Below are 22940 nucleotides of genomic sequence, written 5' to 3' on the forward strand. Positions count from 1 at the left end.
CGATCCACGGAAGGTGATACACCCTGTGGGAGCCTGGCCTCACGTGCCGGTCGTCATCCCGACGAACGATATGCTGCCGCGGCAAAAACAAAAACAGCGGCAAATGCACAAAAGCGGAACGGAGGAAGTCAAGCAAAGACCTTGCAACTTTCACCGCTCCGGTTTCCTCCGGACAGAGGACAGGGCTCAGGTTTCCGTGGCAGGCTAGGAGCCTCACAAACGTCGATCACAGGGGATCAACGCGAATGGAATCATCGACACTGACGTTTGCCATGCTGGACAAGCGGATCGAAAGCTTGCCGCTACATCCGTCCTACCAGTTCACTCCCAGCCGCCGCATGGCATGGGGCAACAGCATCGGCTTCGCGTCAGCCTTGCTTGGCCAGATCATCAGCAAGACGCTGCCCAACAGTCGCTGGGCACTTGCCACCGTCGTGGTGCTGCTGGTCATCGAGCTGACCGCATTCATTGTGGCTTGGACCGCAGAACTTCCAGGCTTCAACTTGAAGCCGTCCAGCGAGCGACGCGAGTCTGCCGAGATCCTGGACTTCGACATGCCGCATCACGAAGCGCTGATCGATTGGCTGCGGGATTTTCCGCGCGAACGCCTGCAGGCCATGAGCGACTTCGCCGGTTTCCGCGTGGAGCGGTTGCGCAGCAAACTCCCGCTGCTGATCGGCGGGCTGGACAGGTTGGGCATCCTGCCGATCCTCGCAGCCCTGGTCATCCAGCTCAAGGATATGCATTGGCCGCCACAGGCAAGCTGGCCCGAAGTCTTCCTGTTTGCTTTGCTGATGGGCCTTTACTGGCTGAGCGTGTTGCAGGTTGGAGTGCGATTTCGCCTGGAGCTGTACGACATGCTTCTGAAAAAAGCGCTCGCACCGTGACGCGGACGTGCACCAAGCCGGCCTGAGCTGATCTTTCGGCTCAACGAGCACGCGCGTTCTTGTCCAGCGTTCCCAGCCTCCGCCTATGTTCGAGTCCCGGTGAATTTCGGAGCGACGGAGGCTGCGCCAGCGGCATTGCCACCGTTACGGCCCGACACGGAATGCCATCCGCAGCCTGTGCCAGACATTTCCCCGGCAAAACTGGCGCAGGTGGCACGTAGGCAGTTCACAGTGTTCCCGACGCCAGCGAGAGTGGAAACGAATGCGCTGCAGCCCCCTCCGGGAAAGGTGTCGGGAGACTACGCCCGACACCTTCTCCGTGACCTGGGCCTGGCTGGCGCGATGCGTTGTCAGGCCGGCTGCCACGTCTTCGCCAACTCCGTCGCGAAATCGCGATAGCTGCGCGGCGCGTGGCCCAGCAGACCGGTGAGGACATCGGCCGCACCCGGCTTGCCGAGCATGCCGTCGGCATGGAAACGCCCCAGCATCAGACGCAGATCGTGCGCCGCCCAGGACGGCATGACGCCGGCCATGAACGCTTCGTAGGCATCGAGGTCCGTTCCGCCATCGGTGATTGGCCGGCCGAGCACGTCGGACCAGATCGCCGCAAGGTCCTTGCCGGTCAGCACGTCCGGCCCGGTGATCTCGATCACCTCGCGCGGCAACGGCGCCTGCGCACGCGCACGCCGCAGCAGCGAGGCCACCGCGATCTCCGCGATATCGCGCACATCGGCCATCGCCACCCCGACATCGCCGATCGGCATGCCGTAGCGGCCATGCTTCAGCAGGCCGTCGCGGAGCATGGCGTCGTTCTGCATGAAATAGGACGGGCGCAACACCGTCGCCGGCAGGTCGAACTGCTCGATCATCCGCTCCACCGTGTACTTGCCGGTGAAATGCGGCACGTCGGTGTAGGCATCGCTGTTGAGCACCGACAGGTACACGATGCGCTGGATGCCGGCTTCGCGCGCCAGGCTCAGCGTGGCGATCGCCTGGGTCACCTCGTCGGCGACCACCGCGTTGAGCAGGAACAGCGCATCGACCTCCTTCAATGCCGCGCGCATCGACGGGACATCGGTCATGTCGCCCTTGACGGCAGTCACGCCCGCCGGAAACACGGCCTTGTCCGGATCGCGCGTCAGCGCATGCACCTGCGCGCCCTGGGCGGCCAGCCCGCGGACGACCAGGCCGCCGATGGTGCCGGTGCTGCCGGTAACGAGAATCTTCATGGGGTGTCTCCTTCAATGATGGGGTTGGGTGGTGGACGGCCCCATCCTGCTGTTTCACCGGAGCCAACGATAGCCGCATAATCTGGACATCCTGTCCCACCAATGGAACACCCATGGACCTGCTCGCGTTGGCCGATTTCAATGACGTGGCACGCCATGGCGGCGTCGGTCGCGCCGCGCGGGTCACCGGGCGGCCCAAGGCCACGCTGTCGCGCCGGGTGCGCCAGCTCGAAGACGCGCTCGGCGTGCGCCTGTTCGAACGCGGCGGCCACGAGCTGCGGCTTACCGAGGAAGGCCGCGAACTGCAGGAGCAGACGCAATCGCTGCTGGAGCACATCGACGAGGTGGGCGACACGCTGCGGCAAGGCATCCGCACGCCGCGCGGCCGGCTGCGCATCAGCGCGCCGGTGCTGTTCGGCCAGCGCGGGCTGGGCCGCATCGCCGCGGACTACGCGCTTGCCTACCCGCAGGTGCAGTTGGAAGTGGTCGCCGAAGACCGCTTCGTCCATCCGGTGGACGACGACTTCGACCTGGTCATCCGCGCCAATCCCGACCCCTCGACCGAACTGGCGGGACGCTGCTTCCTGCGCGACACGCTGGTGGCCGTGGCCGCCCCCTCGCTGCCGCGCCCGGCGAGGCCACGCGACCTGCCCGTGCCCGTCGTCACCCTGCCCCGCGCGCCGTCCGAAGCCACCTGGCAACTGCATCGCACGCGCAGCACGTTGACCGTGGCCACCCGCAGCGTGCTGCGCCTCTCCTCCATGGCCATGATCCACGACGCCGTACTCGCCGGCGCCGGCGCCGCCGCCATGCCGCGCTCGCTGGTGCAGGCCGATATCGACGCCGGCCGGCTGGTGGACTGGGGCAGGCTCGCCGGCCGGCCGATCGAAGTCTGGGCGCTGTATCCCTCGCATCGGCATGTGAGCGCACGGGTGAGCGCGTTCGTGCAGCTGCTGGTGGACCGCTTCGAAAACGCCTCGCCCAGCGCGTTCGCGCGGCTCGCCTCGGCGCCCTCCCCGGGGCATAGGTGAACTTGGCGTCCCCGTGAATCGCCACCACCACGCGGTGGCCGGCGTCGCCGATGAACCCGTCGGCGACTAAGGCTGCAGGGCCGTCATGGCGGCCAAACGTGCTGCTGCACAATGGCCCAGCGCGTGGATGACGACGCGAAGCACGGGCCGCGCCCGTGCAAGGCCATGCCTAGCCCCGCCTGCGCCCGGAGAGGAGGGAGACGAGGAACAGAATGAGGAAGACGGCAAACAGGATCTTGGCGATCGTCGCGGCGACGCCTGCAACGGCAAAGAAGCCGAAGGCGCCGGCGATGATGGCAATGATCAGAAATACGACGGCATACCAGAGCATGGCGTTTTCCTCAGTGTGGGGGATGGATGTGGCCGGGGAGGGATGTCCGTTCTGCGTGATAGAGAAACGTTTGTCGTGTAACGGGCAGCGGCTGGACAGACGATCCCGTAGCCGCCTATTCGCGCCACGGCGCCGTCCATGGCTGGGCATACCGTGCAACCGGCGGCCGATCGACTCACTGGCCACGGCATCGCCGGGTTGCCGGCGGACAAGCGCTCCGCGCAGACGCGTCCGTGTCTGCTTGCCATGCGTGAAGCCCGCCGTGCTGTCGGCACCCTGCAGGTTTCCGGCGGCTTCGCAGGGGGCGAACCGCCCAGCCTGGTGCCATCGGTGGTTTCACACGGAAACGCCTGGTGGAGGCGCTTCCCAGGTGCAAAGACCCGAGCGAGGGTGCTCCACCCTGGAGCACCCTCGTCACCGACGCTTACAACTCCAAATCGAGGTCGAAATCCTGGATCTGCTTTTTCGCTTCGTCGCGGGCGATGCCGTAGCGCTCCTGCAGCTTGCCCGCCAGGTACTCGGTACTGCCGTCGGCGACCGTGAGGTCGTCGTCCGTCAGCTTGCCCCAGCGTGCCTTGAGCTTGCCGTGGAGCTGCTTCCAACGGCCCTTGATCTTGTCTTCATTCATGGCTGGTTCTCCGGTAGGGGTTGATTCGCTCTTTGCCGAGGCAGCAATGCCAGGGCCGGGTGCGCTTCCTGCCACAGGCCGCAGTGGAATGCGCGGGTCTGCGGCAGCGCTTCACGCTTGTCGATGCGTCGCGATCCTGCAACGCCGCGCCGGGATCCGCGGCCACGCTTCGCTGACGCTGTCGTGGCGCTCGCATGCGCTCCATCGCGATGCGGCGGGTTCCTGGGCAGCCGTGCTGCCCTGGTCAGTCCTTCGACTTCAGCCCGGACGCATCGACGTCCTGGACGCCCTTCACGCTCTTGGCCGCGGCGACCGCTTTCCTGACGTCTGTCTGGGTGGCGAGCACCCCGGTCAGCGTGACTACGCCGTTTACGGTCTTCACCGTCACGTCCATGCTTTTCACACCCTTGGTGGTTCCGAGTTCGCTTTTCACCTTGGTCGTGATCCACGCATCGCTGACCGCCTGGCCTGCGTCGGCCGAGTGATCAGTGCTCGACGACGTCTGCGGCGCGGCGAGCGCGGCGTTGGCCATCATTCCCGCCCCAAGCGCTACGGCGAGGGCGAGTACCGGCATCGTACGGAATGCTTTCATGCGGGGTTGCCTCCAGGTTCGGTCGACGATTCCGCCTCAGCGGCGATTCGCTGGCTTGCGGTCTTCGTGTGGCTTGTCTTCACCGGGACGGCGCGGCGTGTCGGCATGACGGCCGTCACCCTGCCCCTCGTGGCCCGGTGACTTACGCTCCGGACGATGCGGCGGCGACGGCTCCTGCGGTTTGTCGGAATGGCTGCCCTGCTTGGGTGTACGTGTGGTCTGCATGGGGAACTCCTTTCTCGAACGGCCGGTTGTCGGCCGCAATCCACCCTAGGGACCTCGTGCGCTTTGTGATAGAGAAGTTGCTACCAGTGCGCCTGGTAGGTTTCTACCGGTTGCAATGCGCAGCGTTCGCTCGCGAAATGATCCCCTCCCAGAGACTTGCAGGATTTCCGATGAGCGCCAAAGCATCGAAAGCACCGAGGGATCGCAGCGAACTTCAGCAGATCCTCGCGAACCTGATCCAGGGTGTGCTGGTAGCCGAACTGGACGGCTCGATCGCCTGGGCGAACGACGCCGCGCTGGAGATGCACGGCTGCGCCGAGCTCGCTCAGTTGGGCGCCGGCAAGGTGGGCTACCGCAAGCAGTTTGCGTTGCGCTACCTCAACAACCATCGGCTCACGGCCAAGCAATACCCGCTGGACCGGCTTGTCGCCGGAGAACGCTTCGACAACGTAAAGGTGGAAGTGACCCATCGGTCACAGAACGAATTCCGCCGCGTGCTGGAGCTTCGCGGGTTCCCGGTCGTAAGCTCGCTGAAGATCATCGAATCGCTGGTGCTCATCGTCAGCGACGTGACCGAACTCGAGAGTGCCGCCGATCGTTTCGAGCGTGCGTTCGCGGCCAATCCCGCACCCGCGGTGATCCTGCGGCTTGCGGACTCGCGCTATGTGCGGGTGAACCGCGGCTTCCTCGAAATGACCGGCTTCACGCAGGAAGCGGTGATCGACCGCCCCTTCCATGAACTGGACGTACTGCGCGAAGCCGAGCACCGGGAGGCCGCGCTCGAGTCCATGCGCGAGCACCGCTCCATCCCGCAACAGGAGGCACTGGCGCGGGTGAGCGACGGCACCGACAAGTTCGTGATCGTCGCAGCCCAGCCGATCGAGATGGACAAAGAAGCCTGCATGCTGTTCACCTTCGCCGATCTCGATGCGCGCAAACGCGCCGAAATGTCACTGCTCCGCAGCGAGGAGCAATTCGCCAAGGCGTTCCGCTCGGCGCCCGTGCCGATGCTGATCTGCGCACGGCCGGACTGGCGCATCATGGCGGCGAATGACGCCTTTGGCGACGCGACCGGATACCACCACCCCGACATCCAGGGTCAGACCCTTCGGGAAACCGGGCTCTGGAAAAGCGCCAGGATCCTCGATGACTTGCGCGTCGGCCTTGATGCCGGACAGGAAACGCGCAACCTCGAAGTGCCGCTGGTAACGCGCGACGGCGCGGCCATCGACTGCCTGCTTTCCGCCCAGCCGGTGACCATCCAGGACGAAGCGTGCGTGCTGTGCGTGGTACAGGACGTCACCGAACGCAAACGCGCGGAAGCCGACGTGATTCTTGCCATCGAGACCGTGATGAAGGACACCACGTGGTTCAGTCACACCGTGATGGAAAAACTGGCGCAGATACGCCAGCCGGGCGGCGCCAGCAGCGAACTGGCGGCGCTGACGCCGCGTGAGCTGGAAATCCTCGGACTCATCTGCAAGGGCCACGACGACGCCGAAATCGCGAACGCGCTGAACCTTTCACGCCACACCATCCGCAACCACGTGGCCAACCTGTACAGCAAGATCGGCGTGAAACGGCGCGGTGCCGCCGTGGTCTGGGGACGTGAACGCGGCGTTGCCAGCTACTGACACTGCGGTAGTCGCGAAGATCACTTGGCCTTTTTATCTCCGTTCAAAAAGCGCCAATCACCGATCCTCCATTAATCAAAATCCATCGACCACAAAATAAAGTCCAATGCCTACACATTAACTCCATTCGCCGACAGACTTTATTTTACTGGCGCCTTATTATGAAAACTGTCGCAGCGCAATGCTGTCGACAGATGAAAAGCCAACCGAAGGAAATCCGCAAGACCAAAAGCAGCGCGGGCCGCATGGGCTGGAACCCATACGACCCGCTAACCACAACCAACTCCAGGAGAGTTGATCATGGCTAAGCCCGATCATACGGCAGTCGCGCCCGACGACGCGCGCATCCCCACCAACCCGCTCTCGCGCCCTTACTGGACGCTCATCGAAGCCGACCCCGACCAGCAGGACGCCGCCACCCTGGCCGGCCTCACCAGCGCCATCCATGCCCTCGCTCGCGTCCTCGCGAACAACGAAGCTTTCCGCGACCTCCACACCAACAGCCAAAGCGACACCATCGACCCCGGCTGTTGCCCGCTGGATGCGCCCACCACCGAAGGCTTGTTCACCGCCCTGTACTTCCTCAGCGAACAAGCCGAGGGGCTCAGCCAGTTGCCCTTGCCCACCCCGAGCCATTCGAACGACGTGTCGTACTGAGCTCCGCTGGACGGCTACATCAACAGAAACAGAGGCCTGAGTGTCCCCGAAAAGAGCACTCTGACCTCTGTTTCGTTAATGTTGAGGCGGAGGCGGAGGCGGAGGCGGAGGCGGAGGTGGCGGCAGCGCAGTGGAATTCGGGAAGTACTGAAGTATTGGACGATTAGCCGCATCCAATTGAATTCGCTTCCTTTGCGCGCCGAAATCGAAATTAACCGGGATTCTTGCGTAAGCCTGGGTTGGCACACCATCGATCGTCTCTGGCCTGAACACCCACTCGCGCAAACAAGCAAGGGCAGCCCTATCCAGTTCGCGGTACCCACTGCTCTTATCTATCCGCATGTCCACGTTCTGTCCATTTGCACCAACTAGAACAAGGACAACAGCTGTCCCTTCATGGGCTTCCCGAATCGCCTGGTACGGGTAATGTATCTGTGCTCGACTAACAATGGTTACAGGAACAATCACAGGATCGTGCTTCACCGGCACACAACCAGCCAATAGTATTAGTGCCACCGAAATGCCGATGCGGCGCAATAGCATAGTTCCCTCGCGTTGAAATCATCCAAATCTAGACTGAAGTCGAGGTGTGGTTTGCACACCCAACCCACCGGAAAGCCCACTTGTCTAATCTTGTGTCCAAGTTTCTGGCAAAACGGCCGAAGGCGATTAAGCCATCTTCAAACCGGCCCCCACTGACACTGATGCCGCCTTGAGTACCAGCCCCACCACTCCACCCTCGTCCCGGCCGCCAGTCTCCTCTCAGAAATTGTCCCTGACACCTTTTTTTCAGTACATAGGCGTGAAGCTTGCAGCCGAAGCGCAACAGTGCTTGCCGCAGACATTGCAGATAACGCTGACGGTCCTCGTCGTCCAGAAAACACGGCAGACGATTGTTTCCCCGCTGCACCACGTACTGCGGGACACCGGCAAGTTCGAAGCGTGGAAGTCGAGCCATGCCGTACAGCATCGCCCACGGCCCTGCGCACCGCGATCAGTGCAAGCCGCGCCCCACCCTCATCCCAGCCGCCAACCCCCTGTCAGAAATTGTCCCTGACACCCTTTTTTGAAATTCAGACAGCCGGATCCCAAGTAAGCAGGAAGGGCATATGAATGACCTGATAGTCTCGCCCACTGCGCCGATGCTTCTGCGTAGACTCGAATGCTAATGCGGGATTATTGAGTGCATTGATAATCGCACCAGAGCCCACTTTCTTATTCACATACTCACCCAAGCGCTTTTGCCAATCCGCCATCTTTTCGGGACAATTACCTGTTTTGATGTAGATCAGCATCCCACCACGATCCTGGTTGACCATGCCGGTGGAATACCTTGTCAAAAGCTGCAAATACCCCTTATATAGCCATGGAACATTAGTAAATATCTTCGCCTCACCAATCCATTGGTAGTCGCCAAACTTCACCACAACGTCAGCATGCCCGCCAACCGTAGCATCAAATTCCGCCTCAAATCCCATGGTGCGAAGGTAACCAACCACTTCTCGCGTAAGATCATTTTCATCGCGAACATTCGCACCCTTGGGATTTTGGCTCATTTCACATGCGGCGTATATCACTCCCCGGCGAACCAAATCTACGAAATCCGCGTAGCTATGATTTTGTAGCGCGACCCTCTCACCCCACTCGATTGCAATCAAGGTCGCGGGGTGGCCGGCATGAATTAACTTGAGATCTCGAACTGTTACGCGCCCCACAGTTAACGAACCTTCATAGCCAACAACTCAGCCGAGGCCGTAAAATACGGAAGGAGATGAGCATCAATATCTTCTACCTCCGTACCATCCGGAAGTGTTAGAGAACCAACCTGGTAAGCCATCGCAACATCTTTATTGGGAATTTCGACGCCGAACTCATTCTGCTCATCAAACATTAAAAATCTTTGATCCAAAAGATGAAACTTCGAAGATGTCACAAAGAAATTTAATGCCTTAACGAGAAGAGGGTCTACAGCCGATCGTCGTGTCGATTTCGTAAAAGATTGATACGTGAGAATTTTCAAGTTTTCACGCTCACGGTTTTCGAGATCGCTCAAAACTTGCACACAGACATCCGCTTCCGGCTGACCCGAAAGATATCCAAGTACATCTTTGCGAATTCTCTCGAAATCAGGCATGGCCAGCTCTACAGAAAACTCATAATTTTTGACTTAACGAGCCGCAGATCTTTAACTCTTAGACCATGACGGAACACCACGTCGTAGATTGTGGGCACTGGCTGATGAAGCATACGAGCCGTCCCGTGAAGCGTAGCCTCAGGCCTACCCTGAACACGCGGATCCTGTGAGTAAACCGACTTCCAATCAATCGATATTTGAAATGGATGGATAATGCCATCCACAGCCTCTTTTCCACCGACGTGAAATAATTCCTCCCTTAAACATTGTCGCTTTAGACGCATTCGTTCGTGCTTTACGGAGGCCGTATCTGTAGTAAAACCCAACTCGACCACTTTGCCCCAATCTGATTCGTATGATTTCTCAATAGCCGGGAAAAGGTTCTTGGGCTCAACTTTTTCGCCAATACTTTTAGTCATGAAGCTGCGAATAGCCGTCTGACTTTTATGTACGAAGTCACCAGGAGCACCGCGCGGGCAATCTGCCGCTACGCAGACCGTTGTTCCTTGAGTCGGAAGCCACAAGACATCGAATACCTGCCTCCTTACTGAGCGCACTCCGATCAGATGCGAGTACCCAACGAATGCGTTTCGAGTCCCAGTAGCCAAGTTATCCATCTCAATTTCGACGCGTTCGTCATACTCTCGCACAGCCGACGAGACAACAAATACACCATCAGCTGTTTCACTCTTGTAAACAACTTCAGATTGACTCGCACCGTCAAGAGTCCCAGTGGGAAGTTCAATCAATTCTGGATAAGCTTCCGATGCCGGAGATTTTGGCACTCGCAATTTGTCAACCTTATCTTTCAAAGCATCCAGCTGATTCCGCTTAAGCCGGTAGAATTGAAGTGCTTTCTCGCCAGCTATAGTGTGCTCGATAAGCAAATCTGACAGCGTATCGCCTTGCTCATCTTCAACGTCTAGGTCTTCATATCGATCCACCGTTCGATCCCATCCTTGGCCTGGATCGAGCCCGGCTAATAGAAGGACTTTCCGAGCGTCAAACCATGACGCGCGCATGCGTAAGCTATGCAACAACCCAGTGATATCCATGTCTTCCCCCCCTGTGTAGCTTGGAGCGTGCTGGGATGAACGCTCGCAGTCAAGCTCTCATCAGCCATCCCTCCTGACACCACCATAGGGTAGGGCTATGGAGTCGCATGGATGGAGACTACAGGCGGCTATCCCATGCGCCTTCTCGAGAGCAAAAAGTTAACAACTCCGAATCAACTGTCTTTCACTTGATCTCGTGTTGGCCTCACATGTTCCGCCGATACTCCCCACCCACGTCATACAACGCATGACTGATCTGCCCCAGCGAGTGCGTCTTCACTGCCTCCATCAGCGCGTTGAACACGTTCTTGCGATCACGCGCGGTGTTCTGCAGATAGGCCAAGCCGTGGTTGTCGTGCGCCTGCGTCACGGGCGCATCGGTGGAATCGGTGCCATGCGCATGTGACGTCTCACCCGCAGGCGCCAGCGCATTCCGCGCCTTCTGGAACGCCTGCACGTTCTCAATCTGCTGCCCCTTCTCCTCCTCCGTCGAGCGGATCAGCTCGATCTCGGTGGCGATCTCGCCGCCGTGGTCCTTGGGCAGGAAGGTGTTGACGCCGATCAGCGGCAGGCTGCCGTCGTGCTTCTTGTGCTCGTAGTACAGGCTCTCTTCCTGGATCTTGCCGCGCTGGTACATGGTGTCCATGGCGCCGAGTACGCCGCCGCGCTCGCTGATGGCTTCGAACTCCTTGTACACGGCCTCTTCCACCAGGTCGGTGAGCTCTTCGACGACGTAGCTGCCCTGCCAGGGGTTCTCGTTGAAATTGAGGCCCAGCTCTTTGTTGATGATCATCTGGATGGCCACGGCGCGGCGCACGCTTTCTTCGGTGGGCGTGGTGATGGCTTCGTCGTAGGCGTTGGTGTGCAGGCTGTTGCAGTTGTCGAACAGGGCGTACAGGGCCTGCAGCGTGGTGCGGATGTCGTTGAACTGGATTTCCTGCGCGTGCAGGGAGCGGCCGCTGGTCTGGATGTGGTACTTCATCATCTGGCTGCGCGCGCTGGCGCCATAGCGCTCGCGCATGGCGCGGGCCCAGATGCGGCGGGCCACGCGGCCGATCACGGTGTACTCCGGGTCCATGCCGTTGGAGAAGAAGAACGACAGGTTGGGCGCGAAGTCGTCGATCTTCATGCCGCGCGCGAGGTAGTACTCCACGATGGTGAAGCCGTTGCTTAGGGTGAAGGCGAGCTGGCTGATCGGGTTGGCCCCGGCTTCGGCGATGTGGTAGCCGGAGATGGAGACGGAGTAGAAGTTGCGGACCTTGTGCTCCACGAAGTACTGCTGGATGTCGCCCATCATGCGCAGGGCGAATTCGGTGGAGAAGATGCAGGTGTTCTGCGCCTGGTCCTCCTTGAGGATGTCGGCCTGCACCGTGCCGCGCACGCTGCTGAGCGTCTCGGCCTTGATGCGCGCGTAGGTCTCCGCATCCACCAGCTGGTTGCCGGTGACGCCGAGCAGGCCCAGGCCCAGGCCTTCATTGCCCTTGGGTAGCTCGCCGGAATACTGCGGGCGGCCATTCGGGTACATCGCAGCGATCTGCTTTTCCGCCGCGGCCCAGCGCGCGGGATCTTCCTTGAGGTACTTCTCCACGTTCTGGTCGATCGCGGTGTTCATGAACATCGCGAGGATGATCGGCGCGGGGCCGTTGATGGTCATCGACACCGAGCTGGTGGGCGCGCTGAGGTCGAAGCCGGAGTACAGCTTCTTCATGTCGTCCAGCGTGGCGATGTTGACGCCGGAGTTGCCGATCTTGCCGTAGATGTCGGGGCGCGGCGCCGGGTCTTCGCCGTACAGGGTGACGGAGTCGAACGCGGTGGAGAGGCGCGTGGCCGCGCCGCCCTGGCTGAGGTAGTGGAAGCGGCGGTTGGTGCGCTCGGGCGTGCCCTCGCCCGCGAACATGCGGGTGGGGTCTTCGCCGCTGCGGCGGTACGGGTACACGCCACCGGTGTAGGGGTAGTGGCCGGGCAGATTTTCCTTGCCAAGGAACAGCAACTGGTCGCCCCAGCTTGCGGTCTTGGGCGGCGCGACTTTCGGGATCTTCTGGTGGCTCAACGATTCGCGGTAGTTCTCGACGCGGATGGTCTTGTCGCGCACCTTGTATTCGTTGACGTCCTTGGTCACCGATTCGCGCAGCTTCGGCCAGTCGCGCAGCAGGTGGATGGACTCGTGGGTGAGTTCCTTGAGGGCGACGTTGTAGCGCTGGCGGAGGAGCAGCAGGGTGCGGTCGGCGGCCTGCGCGTCGTGCGCCTGCAGGTCTTCGGCGTGATACAGCTCCAGCGGCTTGGGCAGCTTGTCGTCGCCCAGTTCCTTCAGCGACTCGTAGTAGTGCTGCGCCTTGCTGGCGGCCTCGGCCTGGTGCGCCACGGAAGCATTGATGCCGCGCCCCTGCTCGGCGATCTCGGCGAGGTAGCGCACGCGGCTGCCGGGGATCAGCACGGTGGCGCGCGGCTCCTTCAGCGTGGTGTCGATCTGCGGCGTCCACTTCTCCGCGGGCAGGTGCAGCTTGTCGCGCATCAGGCGGCACAGGTTGGCGAACATCCAGGTGACACCTGGGTCGTTGAACTGGCTGGCGATGGAGGGGTAGACCGGCACGTCTTCGTCCTTGACGGCGAAGGCGGTGCGGTTGCGCTTCCACTGCTTGCGCACGTCGCGCAGGGCGTCTTCCGCGCCGCGCTTGTCGAACTTGTTGAGCACGACGAGTTCCGCGAAGTCGATCATGTCGATCTTCTCCAGCTGGCTGGCCGCGCCGTAGTCGCTGGTCATCACGTAGACCGGGAAATCCACCAGGTCGACGATCTCGGAATCGCTCTGGCCGATGCCGGCGGTTTCCACGATCACCAGGTCGTAGGGCTGCGCCTTGAGGAAGTCGATGCAGTCGTGCAGCACTTCGTTGGTGGCGGCGTGCTGGCGGCGCGTGGCCATGGAGCGCATGTAGACGCGGTGGCTGCGCAGCGCATTCATGCGGATGCGGTCGCCCAGCAGCGCGCCGCCGGAGCGGCGGCGCGTGGGGTCGATGGCGAGCACCGCGATGCGCATCTGCGGGAAGGCATGCAGGAAGCGCAGCAGCAGTTCGTCCACCACGGAGGACTTGCCCGCGCCGCCGGTGCCGGTGAGGCCAAGCACGGGCGTGGCCTTGCCGGCCAGTTTCCACTGCTTGCGCAGGTGGTCGAGGTCGGTGGCTGAGAGCTTGCCCTCCTCGATGGCGCTGAGCATGTGGCCGATGGAGATTTCATCGTCCACGTCCACCTTGGACGCGGCGGTGTCGGGCGCGCGCTGCGCGGCGGCACGGCTGGCGCGCTGCATCACGTCCTCGATCATCTCGGTGAGGCCGAGCTTCATGCCGTCGTTGGGGTGGTAGATGCGCTCCACGCCGTAGGCCTGCAGCTCTTTGATCTCTTCCGGCGTGATGGTGCCGCCGCCGCCACCGAACACGCGGATGTGTGCGGCGCCACGCTCCTTGAGCATGTCCACCATGTACTTGAAGTACTCGACGTGGCCGCCCTGGTAGGACGACAGCGCGATGGCGTCCGCATCCTCCTGCAGCGCGGCGCGCACCACGTCTTCCACCGAGCGGTTGTGGCCCAGGTGGATCACCTCCGCGCCCTGGCTCTGGATGATGCGGCGCATGATGTTGATCGCCGCGTCGTGGCCATCGAACAGGCTGGCCGCGGTGACGAAACGCAGCGGGGTGGTCTCGGCCTGGGGCGAGCCGACGGGGACGTGCTTGGCGGGGGAACTCATGGCGACTCCGACATCGTGTGCGATGAACCGGACGATTTTAATGGGGATCGGCTGTAAGAGCTTGTTGCAGCGCGTGCACCGGAGCGTATGGAGCGACGGCAGCGGGCCGTATCTGGCCCCCTGACCGGCTTACGCCGGCCATGATTTGCCTACATAATTTGGATATCGACAGCCGGGCATCCGGCAAGGGGACAAGCCACCGTAATGCAGGAAGCGGCCGCCATGCCTGGCATGGGGCCGACGTACGTGGTGGATCAGGCACGCAGCGGACAGCATGCCGCCGGCGTCTGCCGTATGGGGTTGATCGACTTCAACGCTGACAGGGAAATCGTATGAAGAAGGCAATACTAGGCGCAGTCCTCACCATGGCGGCGATGGGAACCCTGGCCGCTACCCGCCAGGACGTCGAATCCTCCGCCGTCGTCAATGGAACCATCGTGCTGGCGAAGGACGGCACAGTACAAAGCGCAGTCATCGACAACCCGGCCAAGTACGGCCAAGCCATCGCCGACTTCGTGCATAACGCCGCCATGCAGTGGCACTTCCAACCCGTGCTGCAAGACGGCCAGCCCGTGGTGGCCAAGGCCAGCATGCATGCCCGCGTCGTGCTGAAGCAGAAGCCCGATGGCAACTTCGAGGTGCGCATCAAGGGCGCCTCGTTCGGCGACGACGACCCGAACGACACCAGCACACTGCACAATTCGCCGCTCAACAAAAAGCTCGTGCCGGATTACCCCATGGCAGCGATCAAGGAACGCGTGCAGGGAACGGTGTATCTGGCGCTACACGTGGACCGCAGCGGCCATGTGACCGATGCCGTGGCCTTGCAGGTGAATCTTGGAGTCCTCGGCCAGGAAGGCACGCTCAAGCGTTATCGCGAAATCCTGGCGAGGTCGGCCTGCCAGGCCGCGAATCGATGGACTTACGAAATTCCCACCACGGGCAAGCTGGCCCAGCAGAACAGTTGGACAGTGCGCGTGCCGGTTATCTACAACTTGAATGTATGGGGCGCACCCAAGCCCGATCACACCTGGCAAACCTATATCCCCGGCCCGTACACGCCGGCACCCTGGGTCGACAAGCCCGACGCGAATGCAGCGGATGCCATTGCCGACGGCACCGTGCAGACGGATGGCGCGGGGCCGACTCTGCTCCCCACTGGTTCCAACCACGGCTGACGCACAGCAGCGCCATTGCCGTCGAATCGACTGACTGAACGCAAGCCAAGGAAATCGCATGAAGAAGGCAATACTCGGTGCACTCCTCGCCATGGCGGTGATGGGCACACAGGCCGCGACCGAACCTGCCGTCGAGTCATCCGCGGTCGTGAACGGCACCATCGTGCTGGCCAAGGACGGCACGGTGCAAAGCGCGGTCATCGATGACCCGGCCAAGTACGGCCAACCCATCGCGGACATGGTGCGCAACGCCGCGCTGCAGTGGCACTTCCAGCCCGTGCTGCAGGACGGCCAGCCCGTGGTCGCCAAGGCCAGCATGCATGCCCGCGTGGTGCTTACGCAGAAACCCGACGGCAACTACAACGCGCACATCAAGGGCGTTACGTTCGGTGACAACGACCCGAACGACACCAGCGCGCTGCGCGAGGGCAAGAAGATTGCTCCAACTTACCCTCTGGGGGCGGTACTGGGCCACGTGCAGGGCACAGTCTACGTGGCATTGCAGGTGGATCGCAGCGGCCATGTGACCCAGGCCGTCGCCGAACAAGTCAACGTAGGCGTACGAGCCTCCGGAGATGTACTCAGCCGTTACCGCGAAACTTTGGCGCAATCGGCCCTCATGGCAGTTCGCAAGTGGACTTTCCTTCCCCCCACGACAGGAAGGCTAGCCAAGCAAGACAGTTGGACTGCGCGTGTGCCAATCACCTACGTATGGAAATACTCCAAGTCCAACTCTGTGTGGCAAACCTACGTTCCCGGACCGTACACACCCGCCCCTTGGGTCCACAAACCTGATGCGAATGCAGCCGACGCCCTTGCCGATGGCGGCCTGCAGACGGATGGCGCGGGCCCAGCCCAGGTCCCTGCAGCATCCGACCACAGCTGATACGCGGCGCCGCCTTTGCCGTCGAATCGACTGACTACAACGCAGGCCAAGGAAATCGCATGAAGAAGGCAATGCTCGGTGCACTCCTCGCCATGGCGGTGATGACTGCTCAGGCCGCTACCCGCCAGGACGTCGAGTCCTCCGCCGTCGTCAATGGAACCATCGTGCTGACCCAGGACGGCACCGTGCAAAGCGCGGTGATCGATGATCCGGCCAAGTACGGCCAGCCCATTGCGGACATGGTGCGCAACGCCGCGCTGCAGTGGCACTTCCAGCCCTTGCTGCAGGACGGCCAGCCCGTGGTCGCCAAGGCCAGCATGCATGCACGCGTGGTGCTGAAGCAAAAGCCTGACGGCAACTACACGGCGCGCATCAAGGGGGTCACGTTCGGCGACTACAACTCGACCGACACCGACACACTGCACATCACCGAGGACGACAAGAAGATATTCCCGCACTACCCCGAGATGGCGCTCCGTGCCCATGTGCAAGGTGAGGTGTACTTGGCGTTGCATATAGACCACGGCGGCCATGTCACCGATGCCGTTGTCGAACAGGTCAATCTCGACAACATCGGCCCGGACACTCTGCTCAACGAGTGCCGAAAGATGCTGGCGGATGCGGCACTCCAGGCAGCGCGTCGTTGGACTTATACGATCCCCACGACCGGAAGGCTGGCCAAACAGGACAGCTGGACGGCTCGTGTACCGGTCATTTTCAATCTTGCGCCACCCGGCCAGACCACCGCCCCCGAAGTCGTGTGGCGAACCTATGTCCCGGGCCCATACACGCCGGCGCCATGGGTCGACAAACCCAACATGGGCGCCGCCGATGCCCTGGCCGGCAGCGGCGTGCAAACGGATGGTGCGGGGCCAACGCTGCTCTCCGCACCCAATCATGGCTGACATGCGGTGAAATCCTCTGCAGGCGTCCTGCCTGCAGAGCTGCTGCCGTGGTCGATCTACTTGAGTACTTATGCAGACGCGGCGGCGTCGATCATTCTATTTCGCGTGCCAATGGTCGTCATCGCCCTTGGCGTATCCCTGCTTCACCGCCGACCAGGCCACCTTGCGCGCCGTCTCGTCGCGCGAATCATCGCCGCGACGCTTGCTCTCGTCGGCGTATTCCTCCCAGGCGTGGTTGAAGGCTTCCTTGTAGATCTCCTGGGCGTGCTTTGGCAGGTTGTCGCGCACTGCGTCGGGCAGCTGGCTGATACTCCGGTAAGGCATGGCGGGGCTCCGTGGGGACGGGCCTGTCAGCTTGGGTGATGCGGGATAAAGCGGCCGTCAAGCGGAGGCGATAGTCCTGTGCACGCTGATGATGTTCGGGTCGAGTGCGCCGCAGCCGCGCAGGCCATCGTCGACGTTACGAGGCGTTGGTTTTCCTTTCCAGCGTTCGCTTGATGGCGGCAATGCCCAGTTCGACGTTCTGGCCGATAGGACCGGCCAGTTCGTCCGGCAGGACATCGGTGATCCAGACCAGGCGCGTGCGTTGGTCGCCGTCGGCGAAGACCTGGAAGGACGCATTGTGGTGCGTTGCCCGCCCACCGACGGAGGCATAGACGAAGCGACGGGCGTCATGGTCGAGCGTGACGATCAGCTCGCGCACTGCCAGGCCATTGGCGAAGGTGACGACCCTGGCGTTTCCTTCAAGCTGCGTGTCCACCAGAACGCCCGGTACGAGGCGTTCGTGGGCCGCGCCGATATCGCTGATGGCTGCCCACACGTCCGCGGGATCGGCATCCAGCAGTATTTCCCGGTGTATCGAAGCCATGGTGTCTCCCCGTCGAAGGGCAGTGCCTCGGGATCAGCCGCCCAATGTGTCGGTGGATGTCCAGGTGGGCACCCAGGTCTTGCCGCCGTCCGTCGAGATGGCCCAATCCTGCTGGCAGGATTTCGCGGTGATGCCCGACCAGGTGTTCCGGATCAACACGGTCTTGCCATCGATCTCGTCCATGCCGACGAAGGTGCCCACGCCATTCTCGAATTTGCCCACCATCGGCTGATTGAGGGTGCCGGATTTGCTGTTCGCGAAATAAACGCGCCATTGCTGCGTCTTGCGGTCGTAGAGGCGAAGCGCCAGGTCCTCGGTGTGGCCGTCGGGTCCATCGACTTCGAGTTGACCAATGTTGGCCCAGTCTTCCCATAGGCGATACACGGCGTGCGTGCCGTTCAAATTACTCCATGCGCTGGGCGAGGACAGCGGATTCAGCACGGCGCGTATGCGGGTCGTCCACTGCCCCATGTTGAAGTCGTAGTCGTGCTCCGGCCCGTTGCCCGGGGTGTGCTGCACCTCGTAGTCCGGCGCTTTGTTCACTCGGGTGAGCTGCGCGACGAAATCCGTGGTCCAGGTCTTGCCACCGTCGAGCGAAACCGCGATCTCGTAGTGGTACGAGTCCGGCGTGATGTTCGACCAGATGTCGCGCTGGAGAACTTTCTTGCCGCCGGACTCGGTCCAGGCATGGAACACGCCGACCCCGTTCTTGAACTCGCCGTACGAAGGGTCCTGCAGGGTGCCGTCGTCGCTGCCGGCGAACCGTTCGCTCCATTGCTGCGACTTCGGGTTGTAGAGAAAGAGCGTCACGCCCTGGAAGTGGCCGCCTGAGCCGGAGGCTTCGATCTTCTCGACGTTGGCGTGTCCGTTCCACAGGGGCTGATCGATCACCGTGCCGGCGAATTTGCCCCATGCACCGATGCCCGATGCCGTGACGTCCCGGCTCATGATCTGGGTCTTCCAGGTGCCGAAGTGGAAATCGAAGGCGTGCTGCTGGTCGTCGCCCTGCGCCGGGCCGGCGATCGACGGCGATTGCCATCCGACCATGGCTGCCAGGGCAAGCGTGCAAGCGCGCAGGAGGATCTTCGTTGTATGCATGTGGTCGCTCTCTTGATTGGATTACGTGCCAGCGTGGAATGAAGTTTCCCCATCACAACTGAAACTCCGACGGGTCGACCTTGATCGCATCTGCCCTTACTTGCGGCCAACCGTCAGCCAGGTTTCGCGCGTCGTTCCATGACCATCAATGGACATAGTTGATCGCGATGGCCGGGGTCACCGAATGCGTCGCGTTGTGGCCGCCCACGATCACGCGCGCGCCCAACAGCACGCCGAGGTTCGCCGAGAAGTTGTATTCGACCGCGGGCGCGTAGCCATAGACGTCGCTGGGACCGGCCTGCAGGTGGGTGGGCACGGGCAAGGCATCGACCGGGTCGGTGCTGCCGTCGACGCGGGTGGCCGCGCCGTAGCTGCGGAACAGGTCCAGCGCCAGCACCCAGCGTCGGGTGAGGCTGTATTCAGCCGAGGTGCCGATGTAGAACGCGTCGCCCGGACGCGCCGTGCCGCGGAAGCCGGGCGCGGTGCCGTAGACGCTGGCGCCGGTCACGTCGGCATCGCCGTTGAAGGTGCGCGTGAGGTTGAGCCGCACGCGCAGCAGGCGGCCGTTCGGCATCCAGAAATAGCTCTGCGCATTGAGGCCCAGCGTGGTGGCCCAGGCGCCACCGCCCATGCCGTCGCTGGCGCGCGCGAGCCGGTCGTAGCGGCCGGTGGGCAAGGTTTCCTGCAACTGCACGGCGAGCGTGGGCAGCCAACTGCCTTCGTGGAAACGGGTGAGTCGGTACTGCGCCTGCAGGATTTGGTCGCCGAGGCCGATGCCCGAACTGTTCGGCCCGTTGCTTACGCGGTTGTAGCCGATGATCGGGATCAGGCCCACGGTAAGCCGATCGGTCAGCCCGTAGAGCACGTAAGCGCGCGAACCGAAGGCGTCCGAGCCCTTCGAAGTAACGTCATAGAAATAGGGTTCGACCAGGATGTGCCCTTGCGGCAGCGTCTCGGCGGAATTCGCCAGCATCGGACCGGTCCACCAGGCGTCGTCCAGCGACTGGCGCGACGGGACGCTGTCCTGCGCCATGACCGCCCCCATGCCGGACAGCAGCAGGAGCAGCACGGCGAGACAGCGCCCCCATGCGTGTGCTTTTGTCGCCCTTCCCAGCATGACCACCGACACCTCCACCGTTTGCGCTTCACGGGCAGACTAGGCAGCCAGGTGGTTCGAACAAATAGCCACCAAGCGAGAATATGACATGACCACTCGGGAGCCCACCATGAGACATGCGTCCGCCAGCCTGGTGCCGTCGATCGCACTGGAGGGCAGCGGCCCGATCTACCTGCAGCTGGCGGAGTGGTTTCGCCGCGCCATCGCCGAGGGTCGGCTGCGCCCGGGGCAGCGCGTGCCCTCCACCCGCTCGCTGGCCGGCGAGCTCGGCGTTTCGCGCCTGCCGGTGCTGGGCGCCTACGAGCAACTGCATGCCGAGGGCTATCTGGAGAGCTTCACCGGCACTGGCACCTGCGTGGCCGCGGCGATTCCACACGAGGGACCAGCCACGCCGCGTCGCCGCGTGCAACGCGCACCGGTGGCATCCGCCGCGCCCGCGCCGCGCCGGGTCGCCGCGCGGGTGGCGGCGATGGCCTCGCCGCCGCAGACCTGGCTGGAGAGCCAGGGTGCGTTCCGCGTGGGCGTGCCCGCGCTCGACCACTTCCCGCACGGCGTGTGGTCGCGCCTGCTGAGCCGGCATGCGCGCCACGTCGGCACCGACGCGCTGGTCTACGGCGACACCATGGGCCACGCGCCGTTGCGCGCGGCGATCGCCGAATACCTGGCGACGGTGCGCGCGGTGCATGCCGACGCCGAACAGATCCTGATCACCAGCGGCTCGCAGCACGGCCTGCAGATCTGTGCGCACGCCCTGCTCGACCCCGGCGACCAGGCCTGGGTGGAGGAGCCCGGCTACTCCGGCGCACACCAGGCACTCGGGGCGGTGAATGCCCTGCCCGTGCTGGTGCCGGTGGATGGCGACGGCATGGACGTGGCCGCGGGCATCCGCCGCGCGCCGGCGGCACGCCTGGCCTACGTCACGCCCTCGCACCAGTTTCCGCTGGGCGCCACGATGAGCGCCGCGCGGCGCATCGAGCTGCTGCAGTGGGCGACGCGCGCGGGCAGCTGGATCGTCGAGGACGACTACGACAGCGAATACCGCTACGGCAGCAAGCCGATCGCCGCCTTGCAGGGACTGGATGCCGACGCGCGGGTGATCTACGTGGGCACCTTCAGCAAGGTGCTGTTCCCCGCGCTGCGGCTCGGCTACCTGGTGGTGCCGAAGGATCTGCTGCCGGCCTTCCGCGCGGCCCGCGACGCGCTGGACACCTGCTCGCCGATGCTGCCGCAGCGTGCGCTGCACGACTTCATTCGCGAGGGTCACTTCGCGCGGCACATCCGCCGCATGCGCATGCTGTACGCGGCGCGGCGCGCGGTGCTGCAGGCAGCGATCCAGCGTTATTTGCCCGATGTGCTGCAGATCGTCGGTGCCGAGGCTGGCATGCAGTTGACCGCCTTGTTGCCGCCGGACGTGGACGACGTGGCCGTGTCACGACGAGCAGCGCAGGCGGGCGTATCGGTGCGGCCGCTGTCGCCCTGCTATCGCGGCGAGGTGCGGCGCAGCGGCCTGATCCTAGGTTACGGCAGCGTGGACGAACACGCTATCCAGGAGGGCATCCGACAACTCGCCCGCTGTCTCTGAGCGTCCTGCGTAACGGTGCCCAGGCGTCCGCCCCACTCTTTCCTGAACGCACCACTGGCGCGACGTCAACACACTCGGGCAAGCTGGCGTTTCCCGACCTGCACGCCGCCTTTCGCGGCGATCATGGAGAGCACGATGAACCGCAAGTCTTCCGCCCTGATCCTGTGCGCCGGCTTGGCGCTGGCCTGCGTTGGTTTCGTGGCCACGCCTGCCGCGCAAGCCCAGGGGATCGGCGTGGGTGTAAGCGTAGGGATCGGCGTACCCCCGCCGCCGCCGCGTTACGAGCCGGTGCCGGCACCGCGCTTCGGCTACGTCTGGGCACCCGGTTACTGGATGTGGAGCCCGCGCATGCATCGCCATGTGTGGGTCGGCGGCCGCTGGGTACGCGGGCGCCCCGGCTGGCGCTACCTGCCGCCGCACTGGGACCGCGGGCCGCACGGCAACTGGCATTTCAGCGACGGTTACTGGGCGCGCTGAATACGCAACAACCTGCGATGGAATCGGTGCCAAGACACCCTTTCCATCGCGCCGATCGCCTCTAGACTCCAACCACTTTCGCGGCGCGGCAACGCCGCGAATCCGCTTCGCTACATCAAACGAGGGAGGAACCTCATGCTGTCACGTCGTCTTGCAGGTCTGTTGATTGTCTCCGCCGCGGCTGTGTCCGCCGCGGGTTGCGTGGTGGAACCGCCGCCGCGTCCGCGCCCGCGTCCGGTGATCTACGAGGCGCCCCCGCCGCCGGTGGTGGAAGTGATCGCGCCGCAGCCTCCGCCGCCGCCGATCGAGGAGGTGATTCCGCCGCCCCGTCCCGGTTTCATCTGGGCACGCGGCTACTGGCACTGGAACGGCCACCGCTATGTCGGCGTGGGCGGCCACTGGGAGACGATCCGTCCGGGCTACCACTACGTGCACCCGCACTGGGAGCAGCGCGGCGATGGCTGGCACTTCCACGTGGGCGTCTGGGTGAACGGCTGAGATGGGTCTTTGCGATCGTCCTTGATCGCGAGAATCAAAGTGGCAGCCATCCATGGCCGCCCTGCTCAAGGAAACGGCCCGGACACTCCGGGCCGTTTTTTTGCTCCTGTTACGAGCGACCGCCTTGCATGCCGTTGCCGGCGGAATGACAGGAATCGCTCCCTGCGATTTCCCGAATCGCAGACGCCG

At 63.0% G+C, this 22940-nt stretch carries 23 protein-coding genes; 10 read left to right on the forward strand and 13 right to left on the reverse strand.

Annotation, left to right across the window (positions count from 1 at the left end):
- The first annotated feature begins 374 nt into the window (after positions 1-374).
- On the forward strand, positions 375-887 hold the full coding sequence (locus IHE49_RS07150) for a hypothetical protein (RefSeq protein ID WP_225578263.1): 513 nt from the start codon (positions 375-377) through the stop codon (positions 885-887).
- 350 nt (positions 888-1237) lie between these two features.
- Here IHE49_RS07150 and IHE49_RS07155 read toward each other — a convergent pair whose 3' ends face one another.
- A complete protein-coding gene (locus IHE49_RS07155; RefSeq protein ID WP_192156327.1) occupies positions 1238-2116 on the reverse strand; it encodes an NmrA/HSCARG family protein in 879 nt (292 codons plus the stop codon).
- A 113-nt stretch (positions 2117-2229) separates the two neighbouring features.
- On the opposite strand from IHE49_RS07155, the gene IHE49_RS07160 reads away from it, so the two are divergent.
- Positions 2230-3147: a LysR family transcriptional regulator gene (locus tag IHE49_RS07160; protein WP_192156329.1), complete on the forward strand. Its 918-nt coding sequence runs from the start codon at positions 2230-2232 to the stop codon at positions 3145-3147.
- Between the two features lie 169 nt (positions 3148-3316).
- Here the strand turns inward: IHE49_RS07160 and IHE49_RS07165 are convergent, their stop codons facing one another.
- The 4 genes from IHE49_RS07165 to IHE49_RS07180 form a co-directional block, all read right to left on the reverse strand.
- Complete coding sequence (locus IHE49_RS07165; protein WP_192156331.1) at positions 3317-3478, reverse strand: DUF1328 domain-containing protein; 162 nt, start codon at positions 3476-3478, stop codon at positions 3317-3319.
- A gap of 424 nt (positions 3479-3902) precedes the next feature.
- Positions 3903-4106 (reverse strand): CsbD family protein, encoded by a 204-nt coding sequence (locus tag IHE49_RS07170; protein WP_192156333.1) that lies wholly within the window; start codon positions 4104-4106, stop codon positions 3903-3905.
- A 244-nt stretch (positions 4107-4350) separates the two neighbouring features.
- Positions 4351-4698: a BON domain-containing protein gene (locus IHE49_RS07175; protein ID WP_225578264.1), complete on the reverse strand. Its 348-nt coding sequence runs from the start codon at positions 4696-4698 to the stop codon at positions 4351-4353.
- Positions 4699-4734: 36 nt separating this feature from the next.
- Positions 4735-4923 carry a hypothetical protein gene (locus IHE49_RS07180; RefSeq protein WP_192156335.1) on the reverse strand — a complete coding sequence of 63 codons (189 nt, stop codon included), beginning with the start codon at positions 4921-4923 and terminating at the stop codon, positions 4735-4737.
- A 170-nt stretch (positions 4924-5093) separates the two neighbouring features.
- Here IHE49_RS07180 and IHE49_RS07185 point away from each other — a divergent pair, with 170 nt between their 5' ends.
- Both IHE49_RS07185 and IHE49_RS07190 read left to right on the forward strand, forming a co-directional pair.
- A complete protein-coding gene (locus IHE49_RS07185) occupies positions 5094-6557 on the forward strand; it encodes a helix-turn-helix transcriptional regulator (protein WP_192156337.1) in 1464 nt (487 codons plus the stop codon).
- Between the two features lie 300 nt (positions 6558-6857).
- Positions 6858-7214, forward strand: a complete 357-nt coding sequence (locus IHE49_RS07190; RefSeq protein ID WP_192156339.1) for a hypothetical protein — start codon at positions 6858-6860, stop codon at positions 7212-7214.
- A 1073-nt stretch (positions 7215-8287) separates the two neighbouring features.
- Here IHE49_RS07190 and IHE49_RS07200 read toward each other — a convergent pair.
- The 4 genes from IHE49_RS07200 to IHE49_RS07215 form a co-directional block, all read right to left on the reverse strand.
- The gene (locus IHE49_RS07200; RefSeq protein ID WP_192156343.1) at positions 8288-8770 is read right to left on the reverse strand and encodes a hypothetical protein; all 483 of its coding nucleotides are present in this window, start codon (positions 8768-8770) and stop codon (positions 8288-8290) included.
- 161 nt (positions 8771-8931) lie between these two features.
- Positions 8932-9348 (reverse strand): hypothetical protein, encoded by a 417-nt coding sequence (locus IHE49_RS07205; RefSeq protein ID WP_192156345.1) that lies wholly within the window; start codon positions 9346-9348, stop codon positions 8932-8934.
- 8 nt (positions 9349-9356) lie between these two features.
- Positions 9357-10403 (reverse strand): hypothetical protein, encoded by a 1047-nt coding sequence (locus IHE49_RS07210; RefSeq protein ID WP_192156347.1) that lies wholly within the window; start codon positions 10401-10403, stop codon positions 9357-9359.
- Between the two features lie 205 nt (positions 10404-10608).
- Entirely contained in the window at positions 10609-14142 is a 3534-nt protein-coding gene (locus tag IHE49_RS07215; RefSeq protein WP_192156349.1) for a methylmalonyl-CoA mutase family protein, read from the reverse strand.
- 332 nt (positions 14143-14474) lie between these two features.
- Here IHE49_RS07215 and IHE49_RS07220 point away from each other — a divergent pair, with 332 nt between their 5' ends.
- From IHE49_RS07220 to IHE49_RS07230, 3 genes are read left to right on the forward strand one after another with little or no spacing between them, the layout of a single operon-like run.
- A complete protein-coding gene (locus tag IHE49_RS07220) occupies positions 14475-15320 on the forward strand; it encodes an energy transducer TonB (RefSeq protein WP_192156351.1) in 846 nt (281 codons plus the stop codon).
- Positions 15321-15378: 58 nt separating this feature from the next.
- Complete coding sequence (locus IHE49_RS07225) at positions 15379-16206, forward strand: energy transducer TonB (RefSeq protein ID WP_192156353.1); 828 nt, start codon at positions 15379-15381, stop codon at positions 16204-16206.
- 59 nt (positions 16207-16265) lie between these two features.
- A complete protein-coding gene (locus IHE49_RS07230) occupies positions 16266-17111 on the forward strand; it encodes an energy transducer TonB (RefSeq protein ID WP_192156355.1) in 846 nt (281 codons plus the stop codon).
- 96 nt (positions 17112-17207) lie between these two features.
- On the opposite strand, the gene chaB is transcribed toward IHE49_RS07230, so the two are convergent.
- The 4 genes from chaB to IHE49_RS07250 all read right to left on the reverse strand — a co-directional run bounded on the left by chaB (position 17208) and on the right by IHE49_RS07250 (position 20146).
- A complete protein-coding gene (gene chaB / locus IHE49_RS07235; protein WP_192156357.1) occupies positions 17208-17435 on the reverse strand; it encodes a putative cation transport regulator ChaB in 228 nt (75 codons plus the stop codon).
- Between the two features lie 136 nt (positions 17436-17571).
- The gene (locus tag IHE49_RS07240; protein ID WP_192156359.1) at positions 17572-17979 is read right to left on the reverse strand and encodes an SRPBCC family protein; all 408 of its coding nucleotides are present in this window, start codon (positions 17977-17979) and stop codon (positions 17572-17574) included.
- Between the two features lie 33 nt (positions 17980-18012).
- A complete protein-coding gene (locus IHE49_RS07245; protein ID WP_192156361.1) occupies positions 18013-19077 on the reverse strand; it encodes a hypothetical protein in 1065 nt (354 codons plus the stop codon).
- A gap of 145 nt (positions 19078-19222) precedes the next feature.
- Positions 19223-20146, reverse strand: a complete 924-nt coding sequence (locus tag IHE49_RS07250) for a transporter (RefSeq protein ID WP_343227553.1) — start codon at positions 20144-20146, stop codon at positions 19223-19225.
- 157 nt (positions 20147-20303) lie between these two features.
- On the opposite strand from IHE49_RS07250, the gene IHE49_RS07255 reads away from it, so the two are divergent.
- The 3 genes from IHE49_RS07255 to IHE49_RS07265 all read left to right on the forward strand — a co-directional run bounded on the left by IHE49_RS07255 (position 20304) and on the right by IHE49_RS07265 (position 22751).
- Positions 20304-21776, forward strand: coding sequence for a PLP-dependent aminotransferase family protein (locus IHE49_RS07255; RefSeq protein WP_192156362.1), 1473 nt, complete (start codon positions 20304-20306; stop codon positions 21774-21776).
- A 135-nt stretch (positions 21777-21911) separates the two neighbouring features.
- Positions 21912-22253: a hypothetical protein gene (locus IHE49_RS07260; RefSeq protein WP_225578266.1), complete on the forward strand. Its 342-nt coding sequence runs from the start codon at positions 21912-21914 to the stop codon at positions 22251-22253.
- Positions 22254-22388: 135 nt separating this feature from the next.
- Positions 22389-22751 (forward strand): YXWGXW repeat-containing protein, encoded by a 363-nt coding sequence (locus IHE49_RS07265; RefSeq protein WP_192156364.1) that lies wholly within the window; start codon positions 22389-22391, stop codon positions 22749-22751.
- Positions 22752-22940 lie beyond the last annotated feature (189 nt).

This window comes from Rhodanobacter sp. 7MK24 (genome assembly GCF_014842995.1).
GTDB lineage: Bacteria > Pseudomonadota > Gammaproteobacteria > Xanthomonadales > Rhodanobacteraceae > Rhodanobacter_A.